The following is a 23,813-nucleotide window of genomic DNA, read 5'->3' as shown; positions in this document are numbered from 1 at the left end:
TACGCCGCGACAAAGAGATTGGGCCGGCCGACCCCTCACGCCGGGGGGCCGTCCCACTCCTCGCCGTTGTCTTCCGGGTCGTAGCCGACGGTCTCGCGGGCGTAATCGAGGTCGTCCAGCCACCGCCGCCGGTTGGCGCTGACGCCGTAGAAGTGGTCCCACTCCACGGTCTCGTCGTCGAGACAGCACGCGACCAACTGCGCGCAGTCCCGACGAGACTGCCAGAGCCCCTTCATCCGGGCGACCTGTTCCGCGTAGGCGTCGCTCCCGCGCTCCCAGCGGCCCTCCTCGACGCCGCGTTCGGCGTCGCCGTACGGGTGGTCGTACTCCGGGTCCCGGACCGCGCCGATGCGGAGGCCGTAGAACCGGATGCCGTGGGCCTCGGCGGCCAGACGGCCTACGTCCTCGCCGTAACTCTTGGTGAGGCCGTATCGGGAGTCCGGGCGGTGTGGTTCGTCGTGGCCCGCGCGGACGCCCGTGTCGTGGTACACCGCGGGGGCGTTGCGGACCTCGACCATCCCGACGGCGTGGTTCGAGGAGGCGAAGACGAGGCTGTCGAGACCGGCGTCGACGGCCGCCTCGGCGACGTTGTGGATGCCTTCGAGGTTGTCAGCCAGCGGTTCGGACCACCCGAGCGACCGGTCCCCGGGGCCGCCGGTGCCGGGCGTCAGCGCGAGGTGGACGACCGCGTCCTGCCCGTCGAAGTGGGGTCGTACCTCGTCGTAGTCCCGCACGTCGGCGACGACGTCCGTCTGCTCGCCCGGTGCCACGTCGAGACGCGTGAACTCGTAGCGGTCGCCGAGGTGGTCGGTGATAGCGGTCCCGACTGTGCCGTTCGCGCCCGTGAGGAGGACGTTCATGTGGTGGCATCCGACCGCCGACGGTATAGGTACTCGCCCGAACCGAGCGACGGCGAGGTCGACCCAAACCAGTTGGCCAAAAAACATTTAGCCGCAGTCGTCGGGGATACGTGACGATGAGTCACAAACTCAGCGAGCGACTCAGGTCGCTGGTCGGTGGGGCGGGGCGGGACGCGGGTCGGTCGACAGATTCGCCGGAGGGCGCGTCGTCGCTCCGGACGTGCCCGGACTGCGAGAAGACGTTCATCGTCAGCGAGATGGAGCGGTGTCCGGACTGCGGGACGGCCGTCGAGGAGACGCCGACGGAACGTGACCTCGGCCTGCTGTAGTACTCAGAATATCTGTGCGCCGCGGCCGATGCGAGTCTGGTACGCGCGGGCGTCGATGCCGCGGTCACCGAAGGTGTCGAGCATCGCGCTGGCGATGGCTCGCTGGTCGGCGTCCTCGCAGGCGGCGATGACCGTCGGGCCGGCCCCCGAGATGGTGACGCCCGTCGCGCCGGCGTCGAGTGCGGCCTCCCTGACCGTCTCGTAGCCGTCGATGAGTTTCGCCCGGGCCGGCGTGACGACGGTGTCGTGCATCCCCTCGCCGACGAGTGCCGGGTCGTCCCGGTGCATCCCCGTCGTCAGCGTGGCCGCGTTCCCCACCGTCTCGACCAGTTGGTCGACGCGGGCGTTCTCCGGCACGACCCGGCGGGCGTCGCGGGTCGAGACGACGATGTCGGGGAGACAGGCGACGAGCGGAATCGAGGCGTCCACCTGTCGGACGCCAGCCTCCGTCGCGATGGTGAACCCGCCCATGATGGAGGGCGCGACGTTGTCGTCGTGAGCGTCCCCCGAGACGACGGCCTCCCCCTTCGCGGCGATGGGGACCAGTTCCTCCCTCGTGTACCCCCGGTCGTACAGTTCGTTGAGGCCGACGGCCGCGGCGGCGGCGCTTGCGGCCGACGACCCCAGCCCCGACGCGGGGCGGACCCCTTTGTCTATCTCGATGTGGGCGGGCGCGTCGAGGGCCTCGGCGACGGCGCCGACGGTGTTCTTGTCCGGGTCCTCGGGGATGAACTGGCTCCCGGCGCCGGTCACCTCGATGGTCGTCCGGTCGGCCTTCGACAGGCGAACGACGTCGGCGGGTCGCTCCAGCGCGACGCCGAACACGTCGAAGCCGCTGCCGAGGTTCGCGCTCGTGGCCGGTGCCCGGACGGTCAGCATGCCTGCGAATTTTTGCAGTGTGGTCAAAAAGGTAGCGGACCGCCACAGCGACTCGCGGGCGACTCTCACGAATGAGAACGCGGCCCAAAGTGATAAGAAGTGGAGTCAAGACCTATCGGTAGACAGAGGTATGGACGTCGACGCCGGGACCGTCGTCGCGGTGGGAAGTGCAGTCGGGGGTGTTGTCAGCGCCGGACTCGCCGTGGGGGCGTGGCGCAACCGGTCGGTGGCCGGGGCCGTCCCGTTCGGGTGGCTGATGGTCGCCGCGTCCGGATGGTGTTTCCTCCAGACTGCGTGGATAGTGACCTCCTCTTCGGCCGTCGCTACGGCCCTGTTTCTGGCCACGCGCGTCGTCTCCGGCCTCATGGTCGGCCTGTGGGTCGTGTTCGCGGTCGTGTACACGGGCCGGAGAGAGTGGCTCACGCCCGTCCGCCTCGGCGCGGTGTTGTTGGTCCCGTGTACGTACGCCGTGCTGGCACTCACGAATCCCTTGCACGGACTCGTCGTCGCCGACGCCGCCCGGCGGACCGTCGCTGGCCTCACCTTCTTCGTCGGGCAGACCGGCACGGTGTACGCCGCCCAGACCGCCGTCTCCTTCGGTCTCATCGCCGTGGGCTACGCCCTCCTCGGGGAGTTCCTGCTCCGGTCGCGGAACCTCCACCGCAAGCAGACGTTCGTCGTCCTCACCGCCGGCGTCCTCACCGCAAGCGCCCACGCGCTGTTCGCGTTCGGTGCGACCCCCCACCCCGGCCTCAACGTCGCGCCGCTGACGTTCGCTCTCAACGGCCTGCTCATCGGTCTCGCGCTGTTCCGCTACGACTTCCTCTCGGTCACCCCGCTGGCCGGTGACTTGCTGGTCGACGGCCTCCCGGACCCGGTTCTCGTCCTCGACACCGAAGGGGCCGTCATCGACTACAACCCCGCGGCCGCCGACGCGATAGCCGGCCGACGGGACATCGAGGGCGAACACGTCGGGGAAGTCGTTCCGGGATTGCTCACCCACGTCGAACGGGGGACCGTAGTCACTCTCGAGGGAGGCGCGACCTACTACGACCCGCAGGTTGACACCATCACCGACCAGCGTGGCGAGACCCGTGGTCGGTTGGTCGTGTTGCGTGACGTGACCGGCCAGCGCCGCCGGCAGGACCGACTGGAGGCGCTCCAGGCCGCGACCCAGCAGTTCATCGAGGCCGAGCAACCCGAAACCGTCGCCCGACTCACCGTCGACTTCGCGACGCGGGTGCTCGACCAGAACGCCGCCGGCGTCTTCCTCCGGAACGAGGAGGGCCACCTCGAACCGACCGCACTCAGCGAGTACGTCGAGACGCACGTCGACGACGACTTGCTGTACGTCGACCCCGAGGAGATGCCCGAGGACAACCTCTGGCAGACCTACGAGAGCGGCGAGCGCCGCGTCGCGTCGTTCGAGGGCGACGGCGTCGGACCGTTGGAGACGGCCCTGATGCTCCCCATCGGCGACCACGGCGTCGTCGCCATCGCCTCGGAGGGGGAGACGTACGCCCCGGAGGACGAGCAGTACGCGGAGATACTCGCCCGGACGACGCAGGTCGCACTCGACCAGGTCGACCGGGAGCGAGCGCTCAGAGAGAGTCGGGCTGCGGTCCAGCGGCGCACCGAGCAGATAGAGTTCTTCAACGGCGTCCTCAGACACTCGCTTCGGAACGGGATGCTGGTGATTCGCGGGCGGTCGGAACACCTCAGCGACCACCTCTCCGCGGACCAGCAACGACACGTCGACAGCATCACCGCGTGGTGTGAGAAACTCGCCGAGACGAGCGAGACCATCCGAGCCATCAACGAGACGGTGACCGCGAGCGAGAGCGAGCGACTGGAGGCGGTCGAACTGTGCCCCGCCCTGCGGCGCGTCGTCCGGGCCGTCGAGTCGGAGTGGCCGGGGGCGACCATCGACGTGGACGTCGCCGAGGAGTGGGTGCTGGCGAACGACCTCGCCGAGAAAGTGGTGGCGAGCGTCGTCGAGAACTCGGTCAAGCACAACGAGGCCCCCGACCCGCACGTCGAGATAACCACCCAGCGAGCGGGGGACTGGGTGCAACTCCGAATCGCCGACGACGGCCCTGGCATCAGCGACGACCTGAAGACGACGATGTTCGAGCGGTCCCTCACCCCCGACCAGACCGGCGACGGGTTCGGCCTCTACTTCGTCTCGGTCATGATGGACCTCTACGGCGGAAAGGTGTGGTTCGAGGACAACGACCCGACGGGGACCGTCGCCATCCTCGAGTTCCAGTGGACCTGCCCGCCGGCCGACACAGGGTCTCCACGGGTCGGCGTCGCCGCCGCCGACGACACGGCCGCCGAAGCACAAAGTAAATCCCGCGACGACTGATACTCTCGGGTAATATGATTGGCGTCGTCGGCGGCGGCATCGCGGGACTCTCGGCGGCTTACCGACTGCAGGAGCGAGGCCACGAGGTTCGCGTGTTCGAGGCGAGCGACGACCTCGGCGGTCTCGCCGCGGTGTACGAGACTGCCGGGGACCCCATCGAGAAGTTCTACCACCACCTCTCGAAGTCAGAGGAAACCATCGTCGAACTCGCCGAGGAACTGGGACTCGGCGACGACGTCGAGTGGCACATCGGGAAGAACGCCTACTACGTCGACGGCGTCGTCCACCCGATGGACAAGCCGTGGGAGATTCTCTCCTTCCCCCACTGGAGCCTCTACGACAAGTTCCGACTGGGGATGCTCACGCTCGACGTCGACGTGCGCGGCGGCGTCCCGAAGTTCGACACCTACGATCGACTGGAGGACTTCGAGGACGTCCCCGTCGAGGAGTTCGCGCGAGACCACACCACGCAGAACGTCTACGAGACGTTCTTCGAACCGCTACTGGACGCGAAGTTCGGCGACCGGAAACAGGACGTCAGCGCGGCGTGGCTCTTGGGCCGCATCAAGTTCCGCGGCGAGCGAGACATCCTGAAGGGCGAGATTCTGGGCTACCTCGACGGCGGGTTCGGCCGCCTGCTGGACGCCCTCGTCGAGGCCGTCGGGCGGGAGAACATCGAGACGGGGGCGCGCGTGACGGACATCGACACCGCCGACGGCGAGGTGACGGGCCTGGCCGCCGAGTCCGGCGGCGAGACGACGACCCACGACGTGGACAGCGTCGTCGTCGCGGCGATGCCCGACGTCCTCGAAGACCTGACGGGCTACCCCTGCGACATCGACTTCCAAGGGACTGTGTGTTCGGTCGTCAGCATGGACGAGTCGCTGATGGACACCTACTGGCTCAACATCGCCGACGAGGCCCCCTTCGGGGCGCTCATCGAGCACACGAACTTCGTCCCGCGGGAGCGCTACGGCGGCGAACACCTGCTGTACGTCGCCCGCTACATCCAATCGCCCGAGGAGGACATCTGGCAACAGGACGACGACGAGGTGCGGGAGACGTGGCTGTCGGCCATCGAGGACCTGTTCCCCGACTTCGACCGCGAGTCCGTCAACTGGGTGCGCACCGCGCGCAACCCCCGAACCGCGCCCATCTACGAGCGCGGGTACCTCGACATGGTGGTCCCCTACGACCTCGGCGAGGAGGTCGCCGAGGGCGTCTACTACGCCGGGATGGCCTCGAAGGCGCAGTACCCCGAACGGTCGCTGAACGGCGGCGTCGTTGCCGGCTACGAGTGCGCAGACCGCATCGACGAGAAGGCGACCGCCCGGTCGGACCGAGCGACGCCGTCCGCCGAGTGAGGCCCCCTACTGCTCGGCGGTGCGGACCGTAGCGGGCGGCGGGGCCGAACGGTCGATGGCGGAAGGCTAGACGGGCCACGCGACGCCGCACTCTTTGCGACGGACTCCCACAGGCGAGTATGCGCCGCCGTCAGGTGCTCGCCAGCGTCGCCGGTGCGCTCGGGGCCCTCGCTGGCTGTCCGGCCGCACGGCGGGAGCGTGAGACGCTGACGCCCGCCGCAGTGCCGAGCGCCGCGACTCCGACGGCCGAACCGACGGCCACGCGGTTCGACGGCGAACCGTGCCCGACGTTCGACCACCGCACCCACCGGACCGTGTGTGGGCACGTCCAGACGCCGGCGTCCGTCCCCGCCCTCGAAGCCAGTCGCCCGGTGCTCACAGTCGCCGGCGGTGCGCCCACCAGCCCGCTGTGGTTCACGCTTCGGTGGCAGGGGACGGACGGCCTTTCGGTGTTCGCCGGGAGTTGGTACGTGCTGCGAGATGGGGCCGACGGCTGGGTCCAGACGGCGACTGCGTCCGTCGACTCACGGCTCGTGCGCCTCGGCTCCGGTGAGCGGTTCGACTGGGTGCTCGGCGGTGCGACGGCCGGCGAACGACGCCTCCCCGTCGAGGCACCGCTCACGCCGGGCCGGCACGCGTTCGCCGTCCAGACGGTCAATAGCGGGTCGGGGCTGTACAGCGAGTGTCTGGCGCTGTTCGACGTCGTCGCGGACGAGTAGGGCGCCCTCGGCGTCGCTCCGGGCGAGCAGTTCGTCTGGCGAGTGGGACTGAACGGGACCCGTGAGACGGACGCCTGGCACCACGACGTGGTCCTCGACACGAAGAACGGGGTACAGTGTTCGCCGTCGCGGGGCACCACGACGGGGCGCCGGTCGCGGTGCTGACGGCGTTCGACCTGCGGCAGAACTGGACCGACCGGCGTCGCGAACGCCTCAGTCGCTCGTCTCGTCGTCCACGCCGGGGGCCTCGGCAGGACTGACGTCTTCAGGTTCGTCCTGCCCCCCGACGACCACTTCGCCGTCCTCGGTCTCGACGTACACGTCGTCGGCGAACCCGCCTTCGGCGTAGGGGTGTTCCGGGTCGTCGAGTTTCTCTGGCGTCGACGGGGCCTCGGTGATTCCGTCGGCCGGCCGGAACTCGCCGAGGGGGTCCTCGATGGTGATGCCGTGTCGCGCGAAGAACTCATCGTATCGCTCGTAGTGAACGTCGAGTTCGTCGCTGGGGAACTCCATCATCTCCGTCCACCCGTGGTTGTAGAAGTCGAAGTTGGCCTGAATGTGCGTTATCTCGCGCGCCTCGGCCTCCGGGTAGCCGGCCTCTAAGGCCGCGACGTAGGTGTCCATCGTCGCGTCGAAGAAGTCGTCCAAGTGCGGCCGGCGTTCGTCTGCCCGGTCCGCGTCGGCCTTGTCGGCGAAGACGTTCGTGTGCAGGTCGACCAGTCGGTCGTTGACCTTCTCGCCCACCACCGGGAGCGTCAGCGCCTGCTTGGCCGCGAAGTGCTTGACGTTCTGACGGAGTTTCATCGACCGACGATTAGGACGCGAGCGCCTTCAATGCCCCGACTATTCCGGTATTTCGGCGGATTCAGTCCCGGTATCGCAAGCGATACGGAGATAGCAATCCACATTAAGCCCGATTTCCTACCCACCGAACATGAGCACGTCGCACGTGATAATCGGAGACGGTATCGCGGGAGCGTCCGCGGCCGAGACGATTCGGGAAGAGGACCCGGATGCAGATGTCACAGTAATCACCGACGAGGGCGAGGCCCTCTACAACCGCATCCTCATCAAAGAGTTCGCCAAGGGCAAACTCCCCGAAGCACCAATCTCCATCCACGAGCCGGAGTGGTACGACGAGCGGGACATCGACCTCCAGCTCAATACCCACGTGACCGACATCGACCCCGACGCCCACGAGGTCAACACTCACAGCGGGACGACCTACGAGTACGACAAACTCCTCGTGGCAACGGGCGGGACGCCCGCACAGGTCCCCGTCGAGAACAGCGACGCCGACGGCATCGACCACTTCTGGACGTTCCAGGACGCCCGCTCCATCGCCGAACACGCCGAGGAGGCCGACCAGGGTATCATCGTCGGCGCCGGTCTGCTGGGCATCGACCTCGCGGCGGTCTGTGGCGCACAGGGCGTCGACGCCAAGTACCTCATGCGTGGCAACCGCTGGTGGCGCTACGCGCTCTCGGAGGACGGCGCCGAGATAATCCACGAGGCCCTGCGCGAGAACGGCGTCGAGCCAGTCTTCGACTCCGGCGTCGACCACTTCACCGTCGACGACGACGGCCACGTCACGGGTGCCGTCGACCCGAACGGCGAGGAGTACGAGGGCGAGTGGGCCGGTGTCGCCATCGGACTGGACTTCAACACGGAGTTCCTCGCCGGCTCCGGCATCGAACTCGACGACGGCGTCGTCGTCGACGAGTACATGCAGACCAACGTCGAGGACGTCTACGCGGCCGGTGACATCACCCAGTTCTACGACACCATCCTCGATGCTCGCGCCCAGAACGGTGCGTGGGGCTCCGCGAAGGAACAAGGGTCCGTCGCCGGCACGAACATGGTCGCCGACGACGAGGCCGACGCGTTCCGCTGGGTCTCCTCGTACTCCATCACCCACTTCGACTTCCCGTTCCTCTCTTTCGGCCACCCGACCCGCGGCGACGACGAGGCCGAGCGGAAGTACTCCGACAGCGAGTGGCGCCGCCTCGCCTTCGAGGACGGCCAGTTGGTCGGTGGCGTGCTCATCGGCGACCTCTCCCAGCAGTCGAAGTTCAAGAAGCTCATCCGCGAGGAGCGACAGGTCGCGGAGAAGAAGGAGCTCCTGTTGGAGAAGGAAGTCGACCTCGAAGAAGTGAAGGCCCAGACGGCCGCGCCCGCCGAGTAACCCGGCAGCCTGCCACACCGTCTTTTCCCGCTCCGACCGTTCCCCGAGCGACTGTCCCGGGACCGACAGTCCGCCGGCGAGAACGACGCCCTTTTTTCCGCGCACAGCGGAGTGACGGCCATGGACGGCGGCAGCGGCGACATGACACTCGCGTTCGACCTAGACGCGCTGAAGGAACTGGCGTACCCGGACAGCGTCTTCAACGACGCCCGCCAGTGGTCCGAGTACGTGGGCGTCATCTCCGACCAACCCACGTACGTCGTGACGAACTTCACGCGCAAGCACCGCATCCGACAGGACTTCTTCTCCGGGCCGCGCGGCCGCGAGGAGAGCCTCGTCAACGTCAAAGAGCAGTTCGACACCGACCGACACGTCTTCGTCGGCACGGACGAGGCCGCCGAGGAACTGGCCGAGACGGCCGGTTGGGAGTTCCTGCCCGTCGAACAGGCCGCAGAAGCCGCCGACTGGGAACTCGGCGAACCCGAGGCCCCGGCGGCGACGACCAACGAGGACGACGAGCGCGACGACTGGCCGTGACTGCAGCGGCAGTGCGTGTACTTTAGCGGTCGTGTGTTATCACGCAGTCTCGATGGGGGCCGACGAGCAGCAGCGTCGTCGATGCGCTCAGAGGTAGTCTCGGGGACTGGCCACGCCGGGTGGGGCCGGCGTCCTCGGGGTGAGGGTCGCGAGTCCTCGTGCAGACGACTTGCTCGGACTCGTCGAGGATTCGATACGCGGAGACGCGTATTTTTATTATCCGAGGGAGTCTCGAACCGAACCGACAATGTCCCTCGACATCGGTGCCTCCCTCCGCCGCGGCTTCGGCGACCTGACCAGCGAGTCGGGCGTCCTCGTCCTCGCCGTACTGGTCCTCTACAACCTCGGGAACCTCGTCGTCAATCAGAGTTTCAGCGAGGAACTGCTGACCGTCGTGTTCGAACGCGGCGGCTACACCCCCGAACAGCAACAGGTGATAGCGTCGTTCGCCGGGAACTTCCCGCTCGCACTGGACGTGGGGTTTGGAGTCGCCGTCGTCCTCGCCCTCGCGCTGGTCCTCGTGGGCGAGGGCGTCCGCTTCTGGGCGATTCGGACCTTCGCCGGCCCGAGTGAGACAGTCGTCGAGTCGCCGAGCGAACGCCTCGGACAGGTCGTGGTCCTCGGCGGTGGCGTCGCCGTCCTGTTGTTCGTCCTCGGGTCGGTGGCACCCGTCGCCGGACAGTTAGCCAGTCCGGGGGTCGCACTGGTGGGGTCGCTGGTCGGGTCCCTCGGGTCGCTCGTCGTCCTCACCGTCTTCGTCTACCTCCGGCAGGAGATTGCGCTGAACGACGGCGGCTACGGCGCGACGGTGCGAAACAGTTTCGCGCGGTTCGTGGACGACCCCGCGAGCATCGTCGTCCTGCTGGTCGTCCTCGGTCTGTTCGGCCTCGTCGCGAGCGTCCCGACGTTCCTCGGGACGTTCCTCGGCCTCGGCCCCGACGTCGCCGGCGTCTCGGGGCGGGTCGTCCTGAACGTCGTCTCTACGGTCCTCGCTGCCGTCTTCCAGGCACTCGGCATCGCCGCGGTGACCGCCGCCTACCTGCAGGTCCGAGAGGACGCCGCCGCGGAGGAGTTCTGACGCGACGCCCCGTATCGCGGGCTTTAACCCCCGGAGTGTCCTACGGCCGGCAATGGCAGAACCGCGCGTGCCCGGCGGACGCGAGTCCGAACTCGAACTCCCCTGCGGCGAGGTCCTCGACACCCACGACGACCTCCACATGGGGATTCGGGAGTACGACTGCTCGTGTGGCGCGAGTCACGCCGTCGTGCTGGACGCTCATCCACTCGCCCGCTTCGTCCCCGAGTTTCTGGAGGACGTCCTCACGGAGACCATCGAACCGGCCGACGACCACGACGAGTTCACGACGGCCCACCTCATGGGCGTCGTCATCGAGGAGTTCCCCGAGAAAGTCGCCGTCGCCGACGCCGCCGAGGACGGTGCCGTCGGGTTCTCGCTGGCGTGGGTCACCGAGTTCGACTCCCGACGCCTCCACGAAATCGTCGTCGAGCTATTGGTCGAACTGATGGAACACGCCGTCAGCCACGCCGAGGACGACGCCGTGATGGACGAGTTCGAGGCCCAGATGCTGGAGTTCGACGTCGAGGCGTTCGTCGACCAGTATCGCGCCGAGCGGAACTTCGACGACGAGCACGACACCGCCATCTGAGGCGCTACAGTTTCCCGTCCGCGCCCCGAGTGTGCGGTATGGGCTGGCACGGTGCAGTCGTGGCGGCCGTGGTTCTCCTCGCCGGGTGTAGCGGGTTCGCCGCCTCCGACCCGCCGGAGACGGTGACGCCCGCGCCCGTTCCGGAACGACCGACGGGGCCCGCTCGTATCCCCGGCCTGACGAACGACAGCGTCGTCAGCCCGGACGCCCTCGCACGGTCGCACAGGGACGCGCTCTACGACCGGTCCTACAGGCTGACAATCCGGTGGGGGGAGCGATACAGGGATGGGGTGACCCGGTTGGCCGTCGAAGACGAGCGTCGGTACCTCTACCGGAGCGAACAGTTGAGCGGGGGCTACAGCGACCAGACGTTCGTCGACGGTGCGGTCCGGTACGACCGACACCGCCGACCGCTCGGGGTGAAGTTCGCGCGCGGGCAATCCGTGCCCGCACACGACCGGTTCGGTCACGTCACGGGCCGCCTCCTCCGCAGTTTCCTCCCGACGGGGCCCGCCCGAATCGCACCTCACCCCGACGGCTACGAACTCGTCGTGGGGCGACCACCCGACGGGTTCGAACGAGCGGACTCGTACGCCGCCCGGGCCGTCGTCGCGCCGTCGGGGTTCGTCCGTTCGTTCGCCGTCACCTACAGAGACACCGCACGGAACAGGACGGTCCGCTACCGGTTCCGGTACACCGACGTCGGGTCGACCACCGTCGAACGGCCAGCGTGGGTCCGAGAGCGGTGGTCGAACGAGACGGGGCGTGAGACGCCGACGACGTCGTCGTATGACAACCGCTGACAGACACGGGGACACGCCGTCTGTCGATTTCGCCTAAAACGCCGTCTGACGGCTGTCTGACGGTGTTATATGGTGTTTGGGGTTGTGCATGTCTCTATGGCCATCCGCCACGGCGAGTTCGAGCGCATCCTGATGGTGCTCGACGACGCCGACGCCGACGGCCCGCTGACGGCCCGCGAGATTCTCGACCTCCTCGAAGAACACGACGAGGACTTCGGCAGCGCTCACCGCGTCGCGACGGTACTGGGCCGACGCGCCCAGACGGGAGAGGTCGAGGTCATCGAGGACCAACCCTACCGCTACCGGGTCAGCGACCACGGCAACTGAGGTCTGGCCGGTGGGTGTGAGCGGTTCCCGTGTGAGTGGGTCGCATTACGATATTCGAAATCGGGCTTCGAGACTCGTACATTTTCGCCGGGCTTATTACGATGTGTAGGTTCGACTCCTGTAATGACAGAGGACGAAGACCGCACTATCCTGCTCATCGGGAGTGGCCCCATCAAAATCGGACAGGCAGCCGAGTTCGACTACTCCGGCGCACAGGCCTGTCGGGCCCTCCAGGAGGAGGGTGCCCGCGTGGTACTGGTCAACTCCAACCCGGCGACCATCATGACCGACCCCGAGATGGCCGACAAGGTGTACCTCGAACCAATCAACACCGAGGCCATCTCCGAGATTATCCGGAAGGAGAACCCCGACGGCGTCATCGCCGGCCTCGGCGGCCAGACCGGCCTCAACGTCACGGCCGAACTCGCCGAGGAGGGCGTCCTCGAAGAGTACGACGTCGACGTGATGGGGACGCCGCTGGACACCATCTACGCGACGGAGGACCGCGACCTGTTCCGTCAGCGGATGGAGAACATCGGCGAACCCGTTCCCCGGTCGACCACCATCTCGCTGGACGAGGACGAGTCGGTCACGGACTTCGACGAGGAGGCGCTCGAAGCGCGCGTGCAGGACGCCGTCGACGAGGTCGGCGGCCTCCCGGTCATCGCACGCACGACGTACACGCTGGGTGGCTCCGGGTCCGGCGTCGTCGACGAGTTCGACGAACTCATCGAGCGCGTCCGCAAGGGCCTGCGCCTCTCGCGGAACGGCGAGGTTCTCATCACCGAGTCCATCGAAGGGTGGGTCGAACTGGAGTACGAGGTGATGCGCGACGCCGACGACTCGTGTATCATCATCTGCAACATGGAGAACATCGACCCGATGGGCATCCACACGGGCGAGTCCACCGTCGTCACGCCCTCGCAGGTCATCCCCGACGAGGGCCACCAGCAGATGCGTGACTCCGCGCTGAAGGTCATCCGCGAACTCGGCATCGAGGGCGGGTGTAACATCCAGCACGCGTGGCGCGACGACGGCACGCCCGGCGGCGAGTACCGCGTCGTCGAGGTGAACCCGCGCGTCTCTCGCTCCTCCGCGCTGGCCTCGAAGGCGACGGGTTACCCCATCGCCCGCGTCACCGCGAAGGTCGCACTCGGCAAGCGCCTCCACGAGATAGACAACGAGATTACCGGCGAGACGACCGCCGCGTTCGAACCAGCAATCGACTACGTGGTGACGAAGGTGCCGCGCTGGCCCATCGACAAGTTCACCGACGTCGACTTCGAGCTGTCGACGGCCATGAAGTCCACGGGCGAGGCGATGTCCATCGGCCGGACGTTCCCCGAGAGCCTGCTGAAGGCCCTGCGCTCCTCCGAGTACAACCCCGCCGTCGACTTCGACGAGGTCGGCGACGACGAACTCGAATCGGAGTACCTCGAACGCGCGAGCCCCGACCGCCCGTACGCCATCTTCGAGGCGTTCACGCGCGGCTACACCGTCGATGAAGTCGTCTCCCTGACGGACATCCACGAGTGGTACGTCGAGCGGTTCCAGACGGTCGCCGACGCCGCCCAAGCCGCGATGGACGGCGACTACGAGACGGCCGCACAGGCCGGCTTCACCGACCAAGAGATAACCGCACTCGCCGGCGGCGAGTTCAACGACACCCACGTCTCGTGGCTCCCCGCCAGCCTCGACGCCGACGGCGGCGACGAGGCCGAAGTGGAGGCCGCGACGGACGGCTCCGGCGTACAGGTCGAGACGGTCGAGTCGGAGACGACCCACCGCGACTACAAACTCGTCGACACCTGCGCCGGGGAGTTCGAGGCGACGACGCCGTACTACTACTCGACGCGCGACCCCGTCTCGGGCATCGACCGCAACGAACTCCAGGTCGACCCCGACGTCGAGAGCGTCGTCGTGGTCGGCGGCGGCCCCATCCGCATCGGACAGGGCGTCGAGTTCGACTACTGTTCGGTCCACGCGGTCCGTGCCCTGCGCGAGATGGGCATCGACGCCCACGTCGTCAACAACAACCCCGAGACGGTGTCGACCGACTACGACACCTCCGACGGCCTGTTCTTCGAGCCGGTGACCGCCGAAGAGGTGGCCGACGTGGTCGAGTCTACCGGTGCCGACGGCGTGATGGTCCAGTTCGGCGGCCAGACCTCCGTCGACATCGGCGAACCGCTCGAAGACGAACTCTCACGCCGTGGCCTCGACTGCGAGATTCTCGGTACCTCCGTGGAAGCCATGGACCTCGCCGAGGACCGCGACCGCTTCAACAAACTGATGGACGACCTCGGCATCGCACAGGCCGAGGGTGGCACGGCGACCAGCAAGGAGGAGGCGCTGGAACTGGCCCACGACATCGGCTACCCCGTCCTCGTCCGTCCGTCCTACGTGCTGGGTGGCCGCGCGATGGACGTCGTCTACAACGACGACGACCTCGAGACCTACATCGAGGAGGCCGTTCGCGTCTCCCCCGACAAGCCCATCCTCGTCGACGAGTTCCTCGCCGACGCGGTGGAACTGGACGTGGACGCCGTCGCCGACGGCGAGGACGTCCTCATCGGCGGCGTGATGGAACACGTCGAGACCGCCGGGGTCCACTCCGGCGACTCGGCGTGTATGATTCCGCCCCGCTCGCAGGAGATAAAGGACGTCATGCCGCGCATCCGCGAGGTCACGGAGCAGATTGCCGACGCGCTCGACACCGTCGGCCTGCTGAACGTCCAACTCGCCGTGCGCGACGGCGAGGTGTACGTGCTGGAGGCGAACCCGCGCTCTTCGAGAACGGTGCCGTTCATCTCGAAGACCACCGGCGTCCCCATCGCCAAACTCGCCGCGCAGGTGATGGCCGGGAACACCCTCGACGAACTCGACGTCGACGAGCAGATTCCCGAGCAGGTGTCCGTGAAGGAAGTCGTCCTGCCGTTCGACCGCCTGCCGGGTTCGGACCCGCGTCTCGGCCCGGAGATGAAGTCGACGGGCGAGGTCATGGGTACGGCCGGGTCCTTCGGCAAGGCCTACCAGAAGGCCCAGATGTGCGTCGGCAAGCCCATCCCGCTCGACGGGACGGCCATCGTCGACCTGCCCATCCTCGGCTTCGAGGAGCACTTCGACGTGAAGGACCTCGACGACTTCGAGGACACCGAGGCCGTCATCGAGGCCATCCAGAACGGCGAAATCGACCTCGTGGTCTCCCGTGACCGCGACGTGCTGGAGGCCTGCGTCGAGGAGACGATTACCTACTTCTCGACCATCGAGAGCGGCGAGGCGGCTCTAGAGGCCATCAACTCCGACGACCAGCCCCTCGCGGTGCAGGCCATCGGCGAGCGCCCCAAGACCACCCGCGAGTGGGGTAAGTAACGCGACAGTCGGTCGCGTCGTCTGAACCCGTCTACCCGTTTTCTCTCTCACTCGCCGCTCGTTCACGGCCACCGCCAGCGACCAAACAGCTACCTTCCGGCCCGCCGTCACCGTCGACCATGCGCTTCGCTATCTTCGGGGCCGGCGGCGTCGGCGGCTACCTCGGCGCGCGACTGGCCGACGCCGGGCACGAGGTCCACCTGATTGCACGAGGCGACCACCTCGACGCGTTGCGGACCGAGGGACTCCGCGTCGAGAGCGTCGCCGGCGACATCGCAGTCGAACTGCCCGCGACCGACGACCCCGACGACGTCGGACCGGTCGACTACGTCCTGTTCTGCGTGAAGGCCCACGACACGCGCGAGGCCGCGGCCGACCTCGACCCCCTTCTGGGCGAGGACACCGCCGTCGTCTCCTTCCAGAACGGCGTCGACAACGAGCGATGGCTCGCCGAGGCGATAGGCGAGTCCCACGTCGTCGGCGGCGTCGCCTACATCTTCTCGACCATCGCCGAACCGGGCGTCGTCGAACACACCGGCGGCCCGGCACGCTTCGTCTACGGCGAACTGGACGACGCCCGCACCGACCGCATCGCGGCGCTGGACGACGCCCTTCGGTCCTGTGCGGGCGTCGAGGCGGTCCTCGCCGACGACATCGACGTGGAACTGTGGCGGAAGTTCGCGTTCATCTGCGCCCAGTCAGGGATGACTGCGGCGACCCGTCTCCCGGTCGGTGACGTCCGCGACGCCGAGGAGTCGTGGCGGATGTACCGCCGGGTCATCGAGGAGGTGTGTGCGGTCGCTCGGGCGAACGACGTTGCCCTCCCCGAGGACACCGCCGAAGAGTGGGTCGCGTTCGCCGAGGACCTCGACGCGGACTCGTACTCGTCCCTGCACTACGACCTGACTCACGAGAAACCGATGGAACTGGACGTGCTCAACGCCGCAGTCGTCCGGCACGCCGAGGGTACCGACGTCGAGGTGCCGATGAACGAAGCGGTCACGGCCGTCCTCCGGCCGTGGGCCGAGCGGTTCGCGGACCGGTAATCGGCCGTCCGGGGCCCGCGACTTCGAAGTTCGAAACGTCGAGGGCCGCTCGGCCGGTCAGTCGCCCTTCGCTCAGTACGACTAGTCCTGCGCCATCGCCAGCACGTCGTCGAAGAAGCCCAGCGAGTCGTGCGGGCCGGGGTTGGCCTCGGGGTGGTACTGGCGGGTGATGATGTTCAGGTCGTCGTTCTCCAGCCCCTCGGGGGTGTCGTCGTTGACGTTGACCTGCGTCACGTCGAGTTTGTCGCCGGGTTCGGCGACGGTGTAGCCGTGGTTCTGGGTCGTCATCACGACCTGGTTCGTGCGGAGGTCACGCACTGGCTGGTTGACGCCGCGGTGGCCGAACTCCATCTTCTCCGTCTCGCCGCCCAGCGCGTTCGCGACGACCTGCTGGCCGAGGCAGATGCCCGCCAGTGGCACGTCGCCGACGTACGTCTCGACGAGTTCCCCGGCCTGCCCGAAGTTCTGGGGGTCGCCGGGACCGTTCGAGATGAACAGGAGGTCAGGGTCGACGGCCGCGACGTCGTCCTCGCTGGCGTCGTAGGGGAAGACGTGGACGGTAGCGTCGCGTTCGACCAGCGACTCGATGATGGACCCTTTCGCGCCGCAGTCGACGAGGGCGACGGTCGACCCGTCGCCGCCCTCGTTGTAGGACTCAACGCTGTCGACGGACACCTGTGCGCCGATGTCGACGTGGTCGGACATGTGCTTGCACTGGTGGAGTTCGTCCAGCGCGTCCTGTTCCGTCGCGTCGGGGCCGGCGGCGATGCCGCACTTCATGGCACCCTCGTCGCGAATCTCGGTGACGATGTCGCGGGTGTCGAGGTGGTCGACGGCGGGGACGCCCTCGCTCTCCAGCCACTCGGCGACGTCGTCGGTCATCTCGCGGGCGACGGCGGCGCGCGGGTGGACGCGCTCGGACTCGAAGCGTTCCTCCCGGACGCCGTAGTTCCCGATGAGCGGGTACGAGAACGTGAGCACCTGCTCCTCGTAGGACGGGTCGGTGAGACTCTCCTCGTAGCCGGTGTATGCGGTCGTGAACACCACTTCGCCGCGGGCCGTGCCCGGCGCGCGTGCGCGGGCCTCGATGACGCGGTCACCCTCCAGCGCTACGTATGCGTCTGTCATTACGAGATGCGTACAGTATTCCAGTTCATAAGGGTTGCTTTCGAAGCCGAGTTACGATTTTCGTAATCCTCAAGTTCGGTGGGTGGGAAGCGTCCAATCTCGATGGACGAACTGGACAGGGAGATACTCTCGATACTCCGCCGAGACGCCCGCACGCCCTACACGGAGATAGCCGACGAGGTGGAGACCTCCGAGGGCACGGTCCGCAACCGCGTCGAGCGGTTGGTAGAAGACGGCGTCATCGAGCGGTTTACCATCGCCACGCGGACGGGCAACGTCAAGTCCATGATAGAGGTCGGCGTCGACGTGGACGTGGACACGGCGGCCGTCACCGACCGCATCGCCGAGTGGCCGTCCGTCGATTTCGTCTGGCAGGTCTCCGGCGAAGAGGACATCGTCGTCGTCGTCGACGCCGCCGACACCGGTGCGGTCAACGACCTCATCACGCGGGCGCGGGAGTTGGACGAGGTCGTGAGCACGAAGACGAGGCTAATCCTCGACGAACGGGTCGGGTGAACCTCGGGAAGCGACCCGGAACGAGGAGTCGCCGAGTGAGGCTGATTCTCGACGAACGCGTCGGATAGCGGCACCTGACGACCACTTTTAACGTGGGTCCGGGCGCTACGGCCGGTATGCAGTTCTCCGGCACCTTCCCCGGCGACATCACCGAGACGTACGCCCAACTCGCCAACGACGGCGCGGAGTTTCTGGCCGTCGCGGCGCTCATCTACGCCCTCGGACGGTTCCTCGTCGTCCCGGGCGTTCGCTGGGCGCTCTCTCGCTCGCAGTTCAACCGCACCGTCGAGAGCGCGCTGGTGAGCGCGACTCACCTCCTCGTGGTGGTCGTCACCGTCGTCGTCGCGGCCAGCGTCGCCGGGTTCAGGGGGAGCCTCGCGGGGTCGACGCTCATCGCGGCCGGCATCACCATCGCCGTCGGGTTGGCCGCACAGGACGTCCTGGGCAACTTCGTCTCCGGGGCGTTCATCGTCACCGACCCGGACCTCAACGTCGGTGACACCATCGAGTGGAACGGGAAGCAGGGGACCGTCGTCGACATCGACCTCCGGGTGACCCGGGTGCGGACGCCGAACAACGAGCGCATCGTGGTCCCGAACACGACGCTGGCGACGACGGCGGTGACCAACCACACGTCGACCGACCCCGTCGGCGTCGACTACGAGTTCGGCGTCTCCTACGAGGCGGACCTAGACGAGGTCGAGAGCATCATCCGCAACGTCGCCCGCGACCTGGACCACGTCCGCGAGAAACCCGCGCCGACCGTGGCCGTCTCGGAGTTGACGAGCAGTTCCGTGCTGGTGGTCGGGCGGGTCTGGCTCCCGGTCGAGCGGAAGAACCGGGCGCTGTCGGTCAAGTCGGCGTTCGTCCGCGGCGTCCACGAGGCCTGTCGCGCGGAGGGCATCGACCTCAGCGAGTCGCCACAGCGCGACCTCTCCGGGAAACTCACGGTCCGTGACGCGCCACCGACGGCGGAGTAGCTACCGAACCCCGTCCGTGCCGCCGCCGGTGAGACCGTCCAGTAGGTGGATAGCGCCGTGTTTGTCCAGCGGGTCGTTGGCGTTCCCGCAGTGGGGCGACTGCACGCAGGCCGGACAGCCATCGGCGCAGTCGCAGGACCGGAGCATCGACAGGGTGGTGTCCATCAGCGCCCCCACGTCGTGATAGCCCGCCCGCGTCAGGCCGATGCCACCCGGATACCCGTCGTAGATGAAGATGGTCGGGTCGCCGGTGTGGGGGTGATGCGGCGTGGACAGGCCGCCGACGTCGCCCCGGTCACAGAGGTACTCGAAGGGGAACATCGAAATCATCGCGTGTTCGGCGGCGTGGATAGCGCCCGGGAAGTCAGCGGTGTCGCTGTCGCCGTAGTCGCCCGTGAGGACGTCGCGTTCGAGGTCGTCGGGCACGGTGTAGTACAGCGCCTTCGTCGAAAGCGTCGTCTCGGGCAGGTCGAGCGGACGCTGGCCGAGTACCTCGCCTGACGACCCGTCGCGGCGCTCGTAGCCCGTAATCTGCTTGCGCATCGTCACCGACGCGAACCGGACGGGCACGTCCTCGCGGGTCGGGAGCGGTCGCTCCTGCAGGTCCGTCTCGACGGTTATCGTCTTGTCGTGGAGGACCCGCGTGTAGTAGTTCGCCCACGTCCGGTCGAGTTCGGCCACGCCCGTCGATAGGTCGAGGTCGGTGACCTCGTAGCGCCGGCCCTGATGGTGGTAGATGGCTCCGGGGTGGGCGTCCCGCAGGGCGTCCTCGAACGGAAGTTTCGCGACGACGTCGCCCTTGGCCACCAGTTTCACCTCGCGGTCGTCGACGGTGCGGAGACTCATGTCGTGGTGCGGGCGGCCGTTCGAGGTCCAGCGCACTCCCTTATCGGTCGACCGGCGGTCCAGTTCGCCGGCAGATTCGAGGTCCGCGACCACGTCCGGGAACGTCTCGCCGAAGTGCCGGTCGTCGTCGGGCGAGAGCCAGTTCTCGCCGGCGGCGGCCAGCACGTGGTTCGGGAGCAACTGCTCGTTCTCCGGGTTCGTGACCGCCTGCTCGGCGTCCTTCTCGAACAGCGTCGGCGGATTGCGGAGGACGTACTGGTCGAGTTGGTCCTCGCCGCCGACGAGGACGACCAAGGCAGGGTCGGTGCCCCGGCCCGCACGCCCGGCCTGCTGGAACGCCCGCATCCGGGTGCCGGGGTAGCCGTCGAGCACGACGGCGTCGAGGCCGCCCACGTCGACGCCCAGTTCCAGCGCGCTGGTCGACCAGACGCCCCGGAGGTCCCCCGACTGCAACCGCGTTTCGAGGTCCCGGCGTTTCTCGTCCGTGAGCGCCGCCTGATACGCGCCGACGGCGTCGGCGAGGTCGTGGTGCCCGCGGTCCCGCAACGCGTCTGCGCTGTCGCTGGCGTAGCGCTCGGCGGTCTGTCTGGACCCGGCGAACACGACCGTCTGCAACCCGCGTTCCACGAGGTCCACGAACAGCCGTTTGGTCTCGACGTGGCTGGACCGCCGCCGCCCGCTCCCCCACCCGTCCCCGCCGTCGTACTCGGGCGGGTTCCACAGCAACCAGTGGCGCGGCCCGCTGGCGCTCGCGTCCTCGTCGACGAGGGCGAGCGAATCGTCCGGTCGCCCGGTGACGGTGGCCGCGTGTTCCACGGGGTTCCCGATGGTCGCCGAACAGCAGACCCACTCCGGGTCGCTGTCGAACCGCTCGGCGATGCGCGACAGACGGCGCATGACGAGCGAGACGTGACTGCCGAAGACCCCCCGATAGCCGTGGACCTCGTCGACGACCACGGTCTCCAGTCGCTGGAAGAACCAGTCCCACAGGCGGTGGGCGTGAGGAAGGATGCCGTAGTGGAGCATGTCCGGCGTCGTCAGGAGGACGGTCGGCTGACGCTCCCGGATAGCCTCCTTCTCGGATTTCGACTGGCGGCCGGTGTACTGCGCCACCGAAACGCCCGACGCGAAGCCGAGGCCCTGCGCCAGTTCGGAGAGCGTCTCAGTCTGGTCGTTGATGAGCGCCACCTGCGGGGCGACGTACAGCGTCGTCGCGCGCCGGTCCAGCGCCCGCTCGAAGGCGGGGACGGTGTAGGCCAGACTCTTGCCGCTGGCCGTCTCCGTCGCGAGGACGACGTTCTCGCCGTCACGGACGGCGTCGACGGCGGCGGTCTGGTGGGCGTAGAGCTCCGTGATACCCTCGTCGGCCAGCACGTCAGCGAGGCGTGCGTTCAGCGCACAGTCGGCGACGGTCGCCCCCCGTCCGGGGACCGTCCGCTCGTCGACGATTTGGCCCTCGTAGTAGGGTCGGTCGCGGAGCCACGCGATAGTGTCGTCCACGGGCGGGCTAGGGAGTGGGTCAGTATCGGTCTTGCTGTTCCTGTGACCGGACGGGGCGCTCGTCGTCGGCGTCGGCCGCGGGCGGGAGGGCCGCGACGGCCGCCGGCAGCGACTCGACGGTGGTGACGGTGGTCCGTTCGGACTCGACTCGGGGGACGCCCTCGCCGGCGACGGCGACGAGTCGGGCGGCCGCGGCGACGACGGACTGGTTGGCGTCGCCAACGTCGCCAGCGACGACCACGGCGTCGGCCTCGCGTGCCAGTTCGGTCGCTCGCTGCTGGGAGTTGCTGTCGACGCCGGCGAAGGGCGGGACGGTGACGACCGAACAGTCCAGTTCGCCGGCGCGTTCGGCGGCGGCGTCACCGGCCGGGACGACGCCGATTGTGACCGAGACGCCGGCGGCGACGAGGCGGGCGACGGCGGCCGCGGCCTGCGGGCCGGTGCCGACGACGTGGACGGCCCTGTCGATAGCGTCGCGGTCGGCCAACGGCGTCACCAGTGGGGCGTCCGTCGCCGGTTGCGTCGTCACGAGCGTCTCGGCGTCGAAGCTATCGCCGAGCGTGTCCGAGGTGAGCACCCCCTGGGGGTCCCCCGACGCTCGGACCTCGCCGTCGGCGAGCAGGACGAGTTCGTCGCAGTAGCGGGCCGCCAGATTCAGGTCGTGGATGGCGGCCACCGCCGTCTTCCCCTCCGCGACGAGGTCCGAGACGAGTTCCAGCGTACGGACGGCGTGGTTGATGTCCAAATTGGCGGTCGGTTCGTCCAACAGGAGTACCGGCGTCTCCTGTGCGAGTGCCCGGGCCAGCAGGACTCGCTGGCGCTCGCCGCCCGAGAGGGAGGTGACCGAGCGGTCGGCGAACTGCGCCACCTCGGCGCGCTCCATCGCGGCGCGGACAGCCTCGCGGTCCGACTCGTCGGCGCGGTCGAACCGGCCCAAGTGGGGGGTGCGACCCATCTCGACGGTCTGTTCGACCGTGAAGTCGAACGAGAGGGTCGTCGCCTGCGGCGTACTGGCGACGCGTCGGCTGACCGCCTTCGAGGAGAGCCCCTCGATGGGGTCGCCGGCGACACGGACGGTCCCGCTGTCTGGCGACAGCGTCGCTCTGAGCGTCCGCAGGGCCGTCGTCTTGCCGGCCCCGTTCGGGCCGAGTAGCCCCACGAACGAGCCACACTCGGCGGTGATGTCGACGTCGGAGAGCACCTGCTGACCGCCCAGCGTGACGGAGACGCCGTCTGCTTCGAGCATCGGTATCTGCTCGCCGGTGTGCCCGTCGTCGCTCACAGTTCGTGCACCTCCCGCTGTCGGAGGAGGTAGAGGAAGAACGGGGCACCCAGCGCGGCGGTGACGATGCCGACGGGAATCTCCGCGGCCCCGGAGCGAGCGAGCGTGTCCGTCGCCACGAGGAACGACGACCCGGCCAGCGCCGCCGTCGGCAGGAGGATGCGGTGGTCCGGGCCGACGACGAGTCGCATCACGTGCGGGACGATGAGACCGACGAACCCGATGATGCCGGCGACGGCGACGCCCGCGGCCGTGACGAGCGAGGAGAACGCGAGCAGGATTCGCTTCGTTCGCTCGACGTCGATACCGAGGCTCTGAGCGTCCTCCTCGCCCAGCAGGAGGACGTTCAGGTCCCGCGCGTACACGAGGAGGACGGCGAACGGAACCGCCACGAGGACCAGACTCGACCAGACCTCCGGCCACGTCGCCCCCTTGAGGTGGCCCATCAGCCAGAACAGCGCCCGGCGGATGCTCTCGCCGCTGTGGAGGAGCAGGAAGGAGACGACGGCACCGAGGAACGTCTGGACGGCGACGCCGGCGAGCAACAGCGTCGCTACGGGCGTCCGCCCGTTCTGTGTGGCGATGAGGTAGACGCCGAAGGCCGCCAGTAGCGCCCCCGAGAAGGCGGCCGCTCGCAGACCGAGGTCGAACGGGAGGGCCACCGGCGCGACGATGAACCCCACCGCGCCGACGGCCGCGCCGGAGGAGACGCCGATGATAGAGGGGTCGGCCATCGGGTTGCGGAAGATGCCCTGCATGATGGTCCCCGCCGCCGCGAGCGAGAACCCGACGACGGCACCCAGCAGGATGCGCGGGAGGCGGACCTGCAACACGATTTGACGCTGGACGTCCTCGACGGGGAACCGGAACAGCGGTCGAGTGGTCACGCCGGGCGTCGCCCCGGAGAGGTCCACCGCCGTCGGGAGGACGACGGCGTCGAGCAACACCTTCGCGACGGCGTCCGGGGGAATCCACACCGGGCCGATGCCGGCGCTGACGGTGACGACGGCACCGAGGAGCGCCGTCAGCGCCAGCGACCACGAGAGCGTACGGCCCGACCGAGGCATGTGTGAAACGCCACTTGCAGTAGTTAAATATTTATTGT

21 protein-coding genes are annotated in these 23,813 nt (G+C 68.1%); 14 read left to right on the top strand and 7 right to left on the bottom strand.

The window, feature by feature from the left end; translation table 11 throughout:
* Positions 1-35: 35 nt before the first annotated feature.
* Positions 36-860 carry an NAD-dependent epimerase/dehydratase family protein gene (locus Hhyl6_RS13125; RefSeq protein ID WP_483739642.1) on the bottom strand — a complete coding sequence of 275 codons (825 nt, stop codon included), beginning with the start codon at positions 858-860 and terminating at the stop codon, positions 36-38.
* A gap of 116 nt (positions 861-976) precedes the next feature.
* On the opposite strand from Hhyl6_RS13125, the gene Hhyl6_RS13120 reads away from it, so the two are divergent.
* Positions 977-1,189, top strand: coding sequence for a hypothetical protein (locus tag Hhyl6_RS13120; protein WP_483739641.1), 213 nt, complete (start codon positions 977-979; stop codon positions 1,187-1,189).
* Between the two features lie 3 nt (positions 1,190-1,192).
* Here the strand turns inward: Hhyl6_RS13120 and Hhyl6_RS13115 are convergent, their stop codons facing one another.
* On the bottom strand, positions 1,193-2,068 hold the full coding sequence (locus Hhyl6_RS13115) for a homoserine kinase (protein ID WP_483739640.1): 876 nt from the start codon (positions 2,066-2,068) through the stop codon (positions 1,193-1,195).
* Positions 2,069-2,198: 130 nt separating this feature from the next.
* Between Hhyl6_RS13115 and Hhyl6_RS13110 the strand changes: the two genes are divergently transcribed.
* From Hhyl6_RS13110 to Hhyl6_RS13100, 3 genes are all read left to right on the top strand, one after another.
* Positions 2,199-4,436 (top strand): sensor histidine kinase, encoded by a 2,238-nt coding sequence (locus tag Hhyl6_RS13110; RefSeq protein WP_483739639.1) that lies wholly within the window; start codon positions 2,199-2,201, stop codon positions 4,434-4,436.
* 14 nt (positions 4,437-4,450) lie between these two features.
* Positions 4,451-5,800: an NAD(P)/FAD-dependent oxidoreductase gene (locus tag Hhyl6_RS13105; protein ID WP_483739638.1), complete on the top strand. Its 1,350-nt coding sequence runs from the start codon at positions 4,451-4,453 to the stop codon at positions 5,798-5,800.
* Between the two features lie 119 nt (positions 5,801-5,919).
* Complete coding sequence (locus Hhyl6_RS13100; protein ID WP_483739637.1) at positions 5,920-6,519, top strand: hypothetical protein; 600 nt, start codon at positions 5,920-5,922, stop codon at positions 6,517-6,519.
* 213 nt (positions 6,520-6,732) lie between these two features.
* Here the strand turns inward: Hhyl6_RS13100 and Hhyl6_RS13095 are convergent, their stop codons facing one another.
* The gene (locus tag Hhyl6_RS13095; protein WP_483739636.1) at positions 6,733-7,323 is read right to left on the bottom strand and encodes a DUF6149 family protein; all 591 of its coding nucleotides are present in this window, start codon (positions 7,321-7,323) and stop codon (positions 6,733-6,735) included.
* Between the two features lie 130 nt (positions 7,324-7,453).
* Between Hhyl6_RS13095 and Hhyl6_RS13090 the strand changes: the two genes are divergently transcribed.
* The 8 genes from Hhyl6_RS13090 to Hhyl6_RS13055 all read left to right on the top strand — a co-directional run bounded on the left by Hhyl6_RS13090 (position 7,454) and on the right by Hhyl6_RS13055 (position 16,456).
* The gene (locus Hhyl6_RS13090; RefSeq protein WP_483739635.1) at positions 7,454-8,704 is read left to right on the top strand and encodes an NAD(P)/FAD-dependent oxidoreductase; all 1,251 of its coding nucleotides are present in this window, start codon (positions 7,454-7,456) and stop codon (positions 8,702-8,704) included.
* 120 nt (positions 8,705-8,824) lie between these two features.
* Complete coding sequence (locus tag Hhyl6_RS13085) at positions 8,825-9,241, top strand: DUF7124 domain-containing protein (RefSeq protein WP_483739634.1); 417 nt, start codon at positions 8,825-8,827, stop codon at positions 9,239-9,241.
* A gap of 247 nt (positions 9,242-9,488) precedes the next feature.
* On the top strand, positions 9,489-10,319 hold the full coding sequence (locus tag Hhyl6_RS13080) for a DUF7847 domain-containing protein (protein ID WP_483739633.1): 831 nt from the start codon (positions 9,489-9,491) through the stop codon (positions 10,317-10,319).
* Positions 10,320-10,371: 52 nt separating this feature from the next.
* Positions 10,372-10,908: a DUF5815 family protein gene (locus Hhyl6_RS13075; protein ID WP_483739632.1), complete on the top strand. Its 537-nt coding sequence runs from the start codon at positions 10,372-10,374 to the stop codon at positions 10,906-10,908.
* A gap of 38 nt (positions 10,909-10,946) precedes the next feature.
* A complete protein-coding gene (locus tag Hhyl6_RS13070) occupies positions 10,947-11,711 on the top strand; it encodes a hypothetical protein (protein WP_483739631.1) in 765 nt (254 codons plus the stop codon).
* 96 nt (positions 11,712-11,807) lie between these two features.
* Positions 11,808-12,038, top strand: coding sequence for a hypothetical protein (locus tag Hhyl6_RS13065; RefSeq protein ID WP_483739630.1), 231 nt, complete (start codon positions 11,808-11,810; stop codon positions 12,036-12,038).
* Positions 12,039-12,161: 123 nt separating this feature from the next.
* Complete coding sequence (gene carB / locus Hhyl6_RS13060; RefSeq protein ID WP_483739629.1) at positions 12,162-15,410, top strand: carbamoyl-phosphate synthase large subunit; 3,249 nt, start codon at positions 12,162-12,164, stop codon at positions 15,408-15,410.
* Positions 15,411-15,529: 119 nt separating this feature from the next.
* Positions 15,530-16,456, top strand: a complete 927-nt coding sequence (locus Hhyl6_RS13055; RefSeq protein ID WP_483739628.1) for a 2-dehydropantoate 2-reductase — start codon at positions 15,530-15,532, stop codon at positions 16,454-16,456.
* A gap of 81 nt (positions 16,457-16,537) precedes the next feature.
* Here the strand turns inward: Hhyl6_RS13055 and carA are convergent, their stop codons facing one another.
* Positions 16,538-17,584 (bottom strand): glutamine-hydrolyzing carbamoyl-phosphate synthase small subunit, encoded by a 1,047-nt coding sequence (carA, locus tag Hhyl6_RS13050; RefSeq protein WP_483739627.1) that lies wholly within the window; start codon positions 17,582-17,584, stop codon positions 16,538-16,540.
* 102 nt (positions 17,585-17,686) lie between these two features.
* Between carA and Hhyl6_RS13045 the strand changes: the two genes are divergently transcribed.
* A complete protein-coding gene (locus Hhyl6_RS13045; RefSeq protein ID WP_483739626.1) occupies positions 17,687-18,100 on the top strand; it encodes an Lrp/AsnC family transcriptional regulator in 414 nt (137 codons plus the stop codon).
* Between the two features lie 116 nt (positions 18,101-18,216).
* Positions 18,217-19,080: a mechanosensitive ion channel family protein gene (locus Hhyl6_RS13040; RefSeq protein ID WP_483739625.1), complete on the top strand. Its 864-nt coding sequence runs from the start codon at positions 18,217-18,219 to the stop codon at positions 19,078-19,080.
* Here the strand turns inward: Hhyl6_RS13040 and Hhyl6_RS13035 are convergent, their stop codons facing one another.
* Genes Hhyl6_RS13035 through btuC form a run of 3 tightly spaced genes read right to left on the bottom strand, consistent with a single transcriptional unit; the run spans position 19,081 to position 23,775 of the window.
* Positions 19,081-21,426 carry a DEAD/DEAH box helicase gene (locus Hhyl6_RS13035; RefSeq protein ID WP_483739624.1) on the bottom strand — a complete coding sequence of 782 codons (2,346 nt, stop codon included), beginning with the start codon at positions 21,424-21,426 and terminating at the stop codon, positions 19,081-19,083.
* Positions 21,427-21,445: 19 nt separating this feature from the next.
* A complete protein-coding gene (locus Hhyl6_RS13030) occupies positions 21,446-22,672 on the bottom strand; it encodes a heme ABC transporter ATP-binding protein (protein WP_483739711.1) in 1,227 nt (408 codons plus the stop codon).
* A 32-nt stretch (positions 22,673-22,704) separates the two neighbouring features.
* Positions 22,705-23,775: a vitamin B12 ABC transporter permease BtuC gene (gene btuC, locus Hhyl6_RS13025; RefSeq protein ID WP_483739623.1), complete on the bottom strand. Its 1,071-nt coding sequence runs from the start codon at positions 23,773-23,775 to the stop codon at positions 22,705-22,707.
* Positions 23,776-23,813 lie beyond the last annotated feature (38 nt).

The organism is Haloarcula sp. H-hyl6 (assembly GCF_056934455.1).
This window is presented reverse-complemented; position numbering and strand designations above follow the sequence as displayed.

What these genes read in the sequence shown, in the direction of transcription:
- Hhyl6_RS13125 (WP_483739642.1), bottom strand. Translation starts at nt 860, where the DNA reads ATGAACGTCCTCCTCACGGGCGCGAACGGCACAGTCGGGACCGCTATC.
- Hhyl6_RS13120 (WP_483739641.1), top strand. Translation starts at nt 977, where the DNA reads ATGAGTCACAAACTCAGCGAGCGACTCAGGTCGCTGGTCGGTGGGGCG.
- Hhyl6_RS13115 (WP_483739640.1), bottom strand. Translation starts at nt 2,068, where the DNA reads ATGCTGACCGTCCGGGCACCGGCCACGAGCGCGAACCTCGGCAGCGGC.
- Hhyl6_RS13110 (WP_483739639.1), top strand. Translation starts at nt 2,199, where the DNA reads ATGGACGTCGACGCCGGGACCGTCGTCGCGGTGGGAAGTGCAGTCGGG.
- Hhyl6_RS13105 (WP_483739638.1), top strand. Translation starts at nt 4,451, where the DNA reads ATGATTGGCGTCGTCGGCGGCGGCATCGCGGGACTCTCGGCGGCTTAC.
- Hhyl6_RS13100 (WP_483739637.1), top strand. Translation starts at nt 5,920, where the DNA reads ATGCGCCGCCGTCAGGTGCTCGCCAGCGTCGCCGGTGCGCTCGGGGCC.
- Hhyl6_RS13095 (WP_483739636.1), bottom strand. Translation starts at nt 7,323, where the DNA reads ATGAAACTCCGTCAGAACGTCAAGCACTTCGCGGCCAAGCAGGCGCTG.
- Hhyl6_RS13090 (WP_483739635.1), top strand. Translation starts at nt 7,454, where the DNA reads ATGAGCACGTCGCACGTGATAATCGGAGACGGTATCGCGGGAGCGTCC.
- Hhyl6_RS13085 (WP_483739634.1), top strand. Translation starts at nt 8,825, where the DNA reads ATGGACGGCGGCAGCGGCGACATGACACTCGCGTTCGACCTAGACGCG.
- Hhyl6_RS13080 (WP_483739633.1), top strand. Translation starts at nt 9,489, where the DNA reads ATGTCCCTCGACATCGGTGCCTCCCTCCGCCGCGGCTTCGGCGACCTG.
- Hhyl6_RS13075 (WP_483739632.1), top strand. Translation starts at nt 10,372, where the DNA reads ATGGCAGAACCGCGCGTGCCCGGCGGACGCGAGTCCGAACTCGAACTC.
- Hhyl6_RS13070 (WP_483739631.1), top strand. Translation starts at nt 10,947, where the DNA reads ATGGGCTGGCACGGTGCAGTCGTGGCGGCCGTGGTTCTCCTCGCCGGG.
- Hhyl6_RS13065 (WP_483739630.1), top strand. Translation starts at nt 11,808, where the DNA reads ATGGCCATCCGCCACGGCGAGTTCGAGCGCATCCTGATGGTGCTCGAC.
- carB (WP_483739629.1), top strand. Translation starts at nt 12,162, where the DNA reads ATGACAGAGGACGAAGACCGCACTATCCTGCTCATCGGGAGTGGCCCC.
- Hhyl6_RS13055 (WP_483739628.1), top strand. Translation starts at nt 15,530, where the DNA reads ATGCGCTTCGCTATCTTCGGGGCCGGCGGCGTCGGCGGCTACCTCGGC.
- carA (WP_483739627.1), bottom strand. Translation starts at nt 17,584, where the DNA reads ATGACAGACGCATACGTAGCGCTGGAGGGTGACCGCGTCATCGAGGCC.
- Hhyl6_RS13045 (WP_483739626.1), top strand. Translation starts at nt 17,687, where the DNA reads ATGGACGAACTGGACAGGGAGATACTCTCGATACTCCGCCGAGACGCC.
- Hhyl6_RS13040 (WP_483739625.1), top strand. Translation starts at nt 18,217, where the DNA reads ATGCAGTTCTCCGGCACCTTCCCCGGCGACATCACCGAGACGTACGCC.
- Hhyl6_RS13030 (WP_483739711.1), bottom strand. Translation starts at nt 22,672, where the DNA reads ATGCTCGAAGCAGACGGCGTCTCCGTCACGCTGGGCGGTCAGCAGGTG.
- btuC (WP_483739623.1), bottom strand. Translation starts at nt 23,775, where the DNA reads ATGCCTCGGTCGGGCCGTACGCTCTCGTGGTCGCTGGCGCTGACGGCG.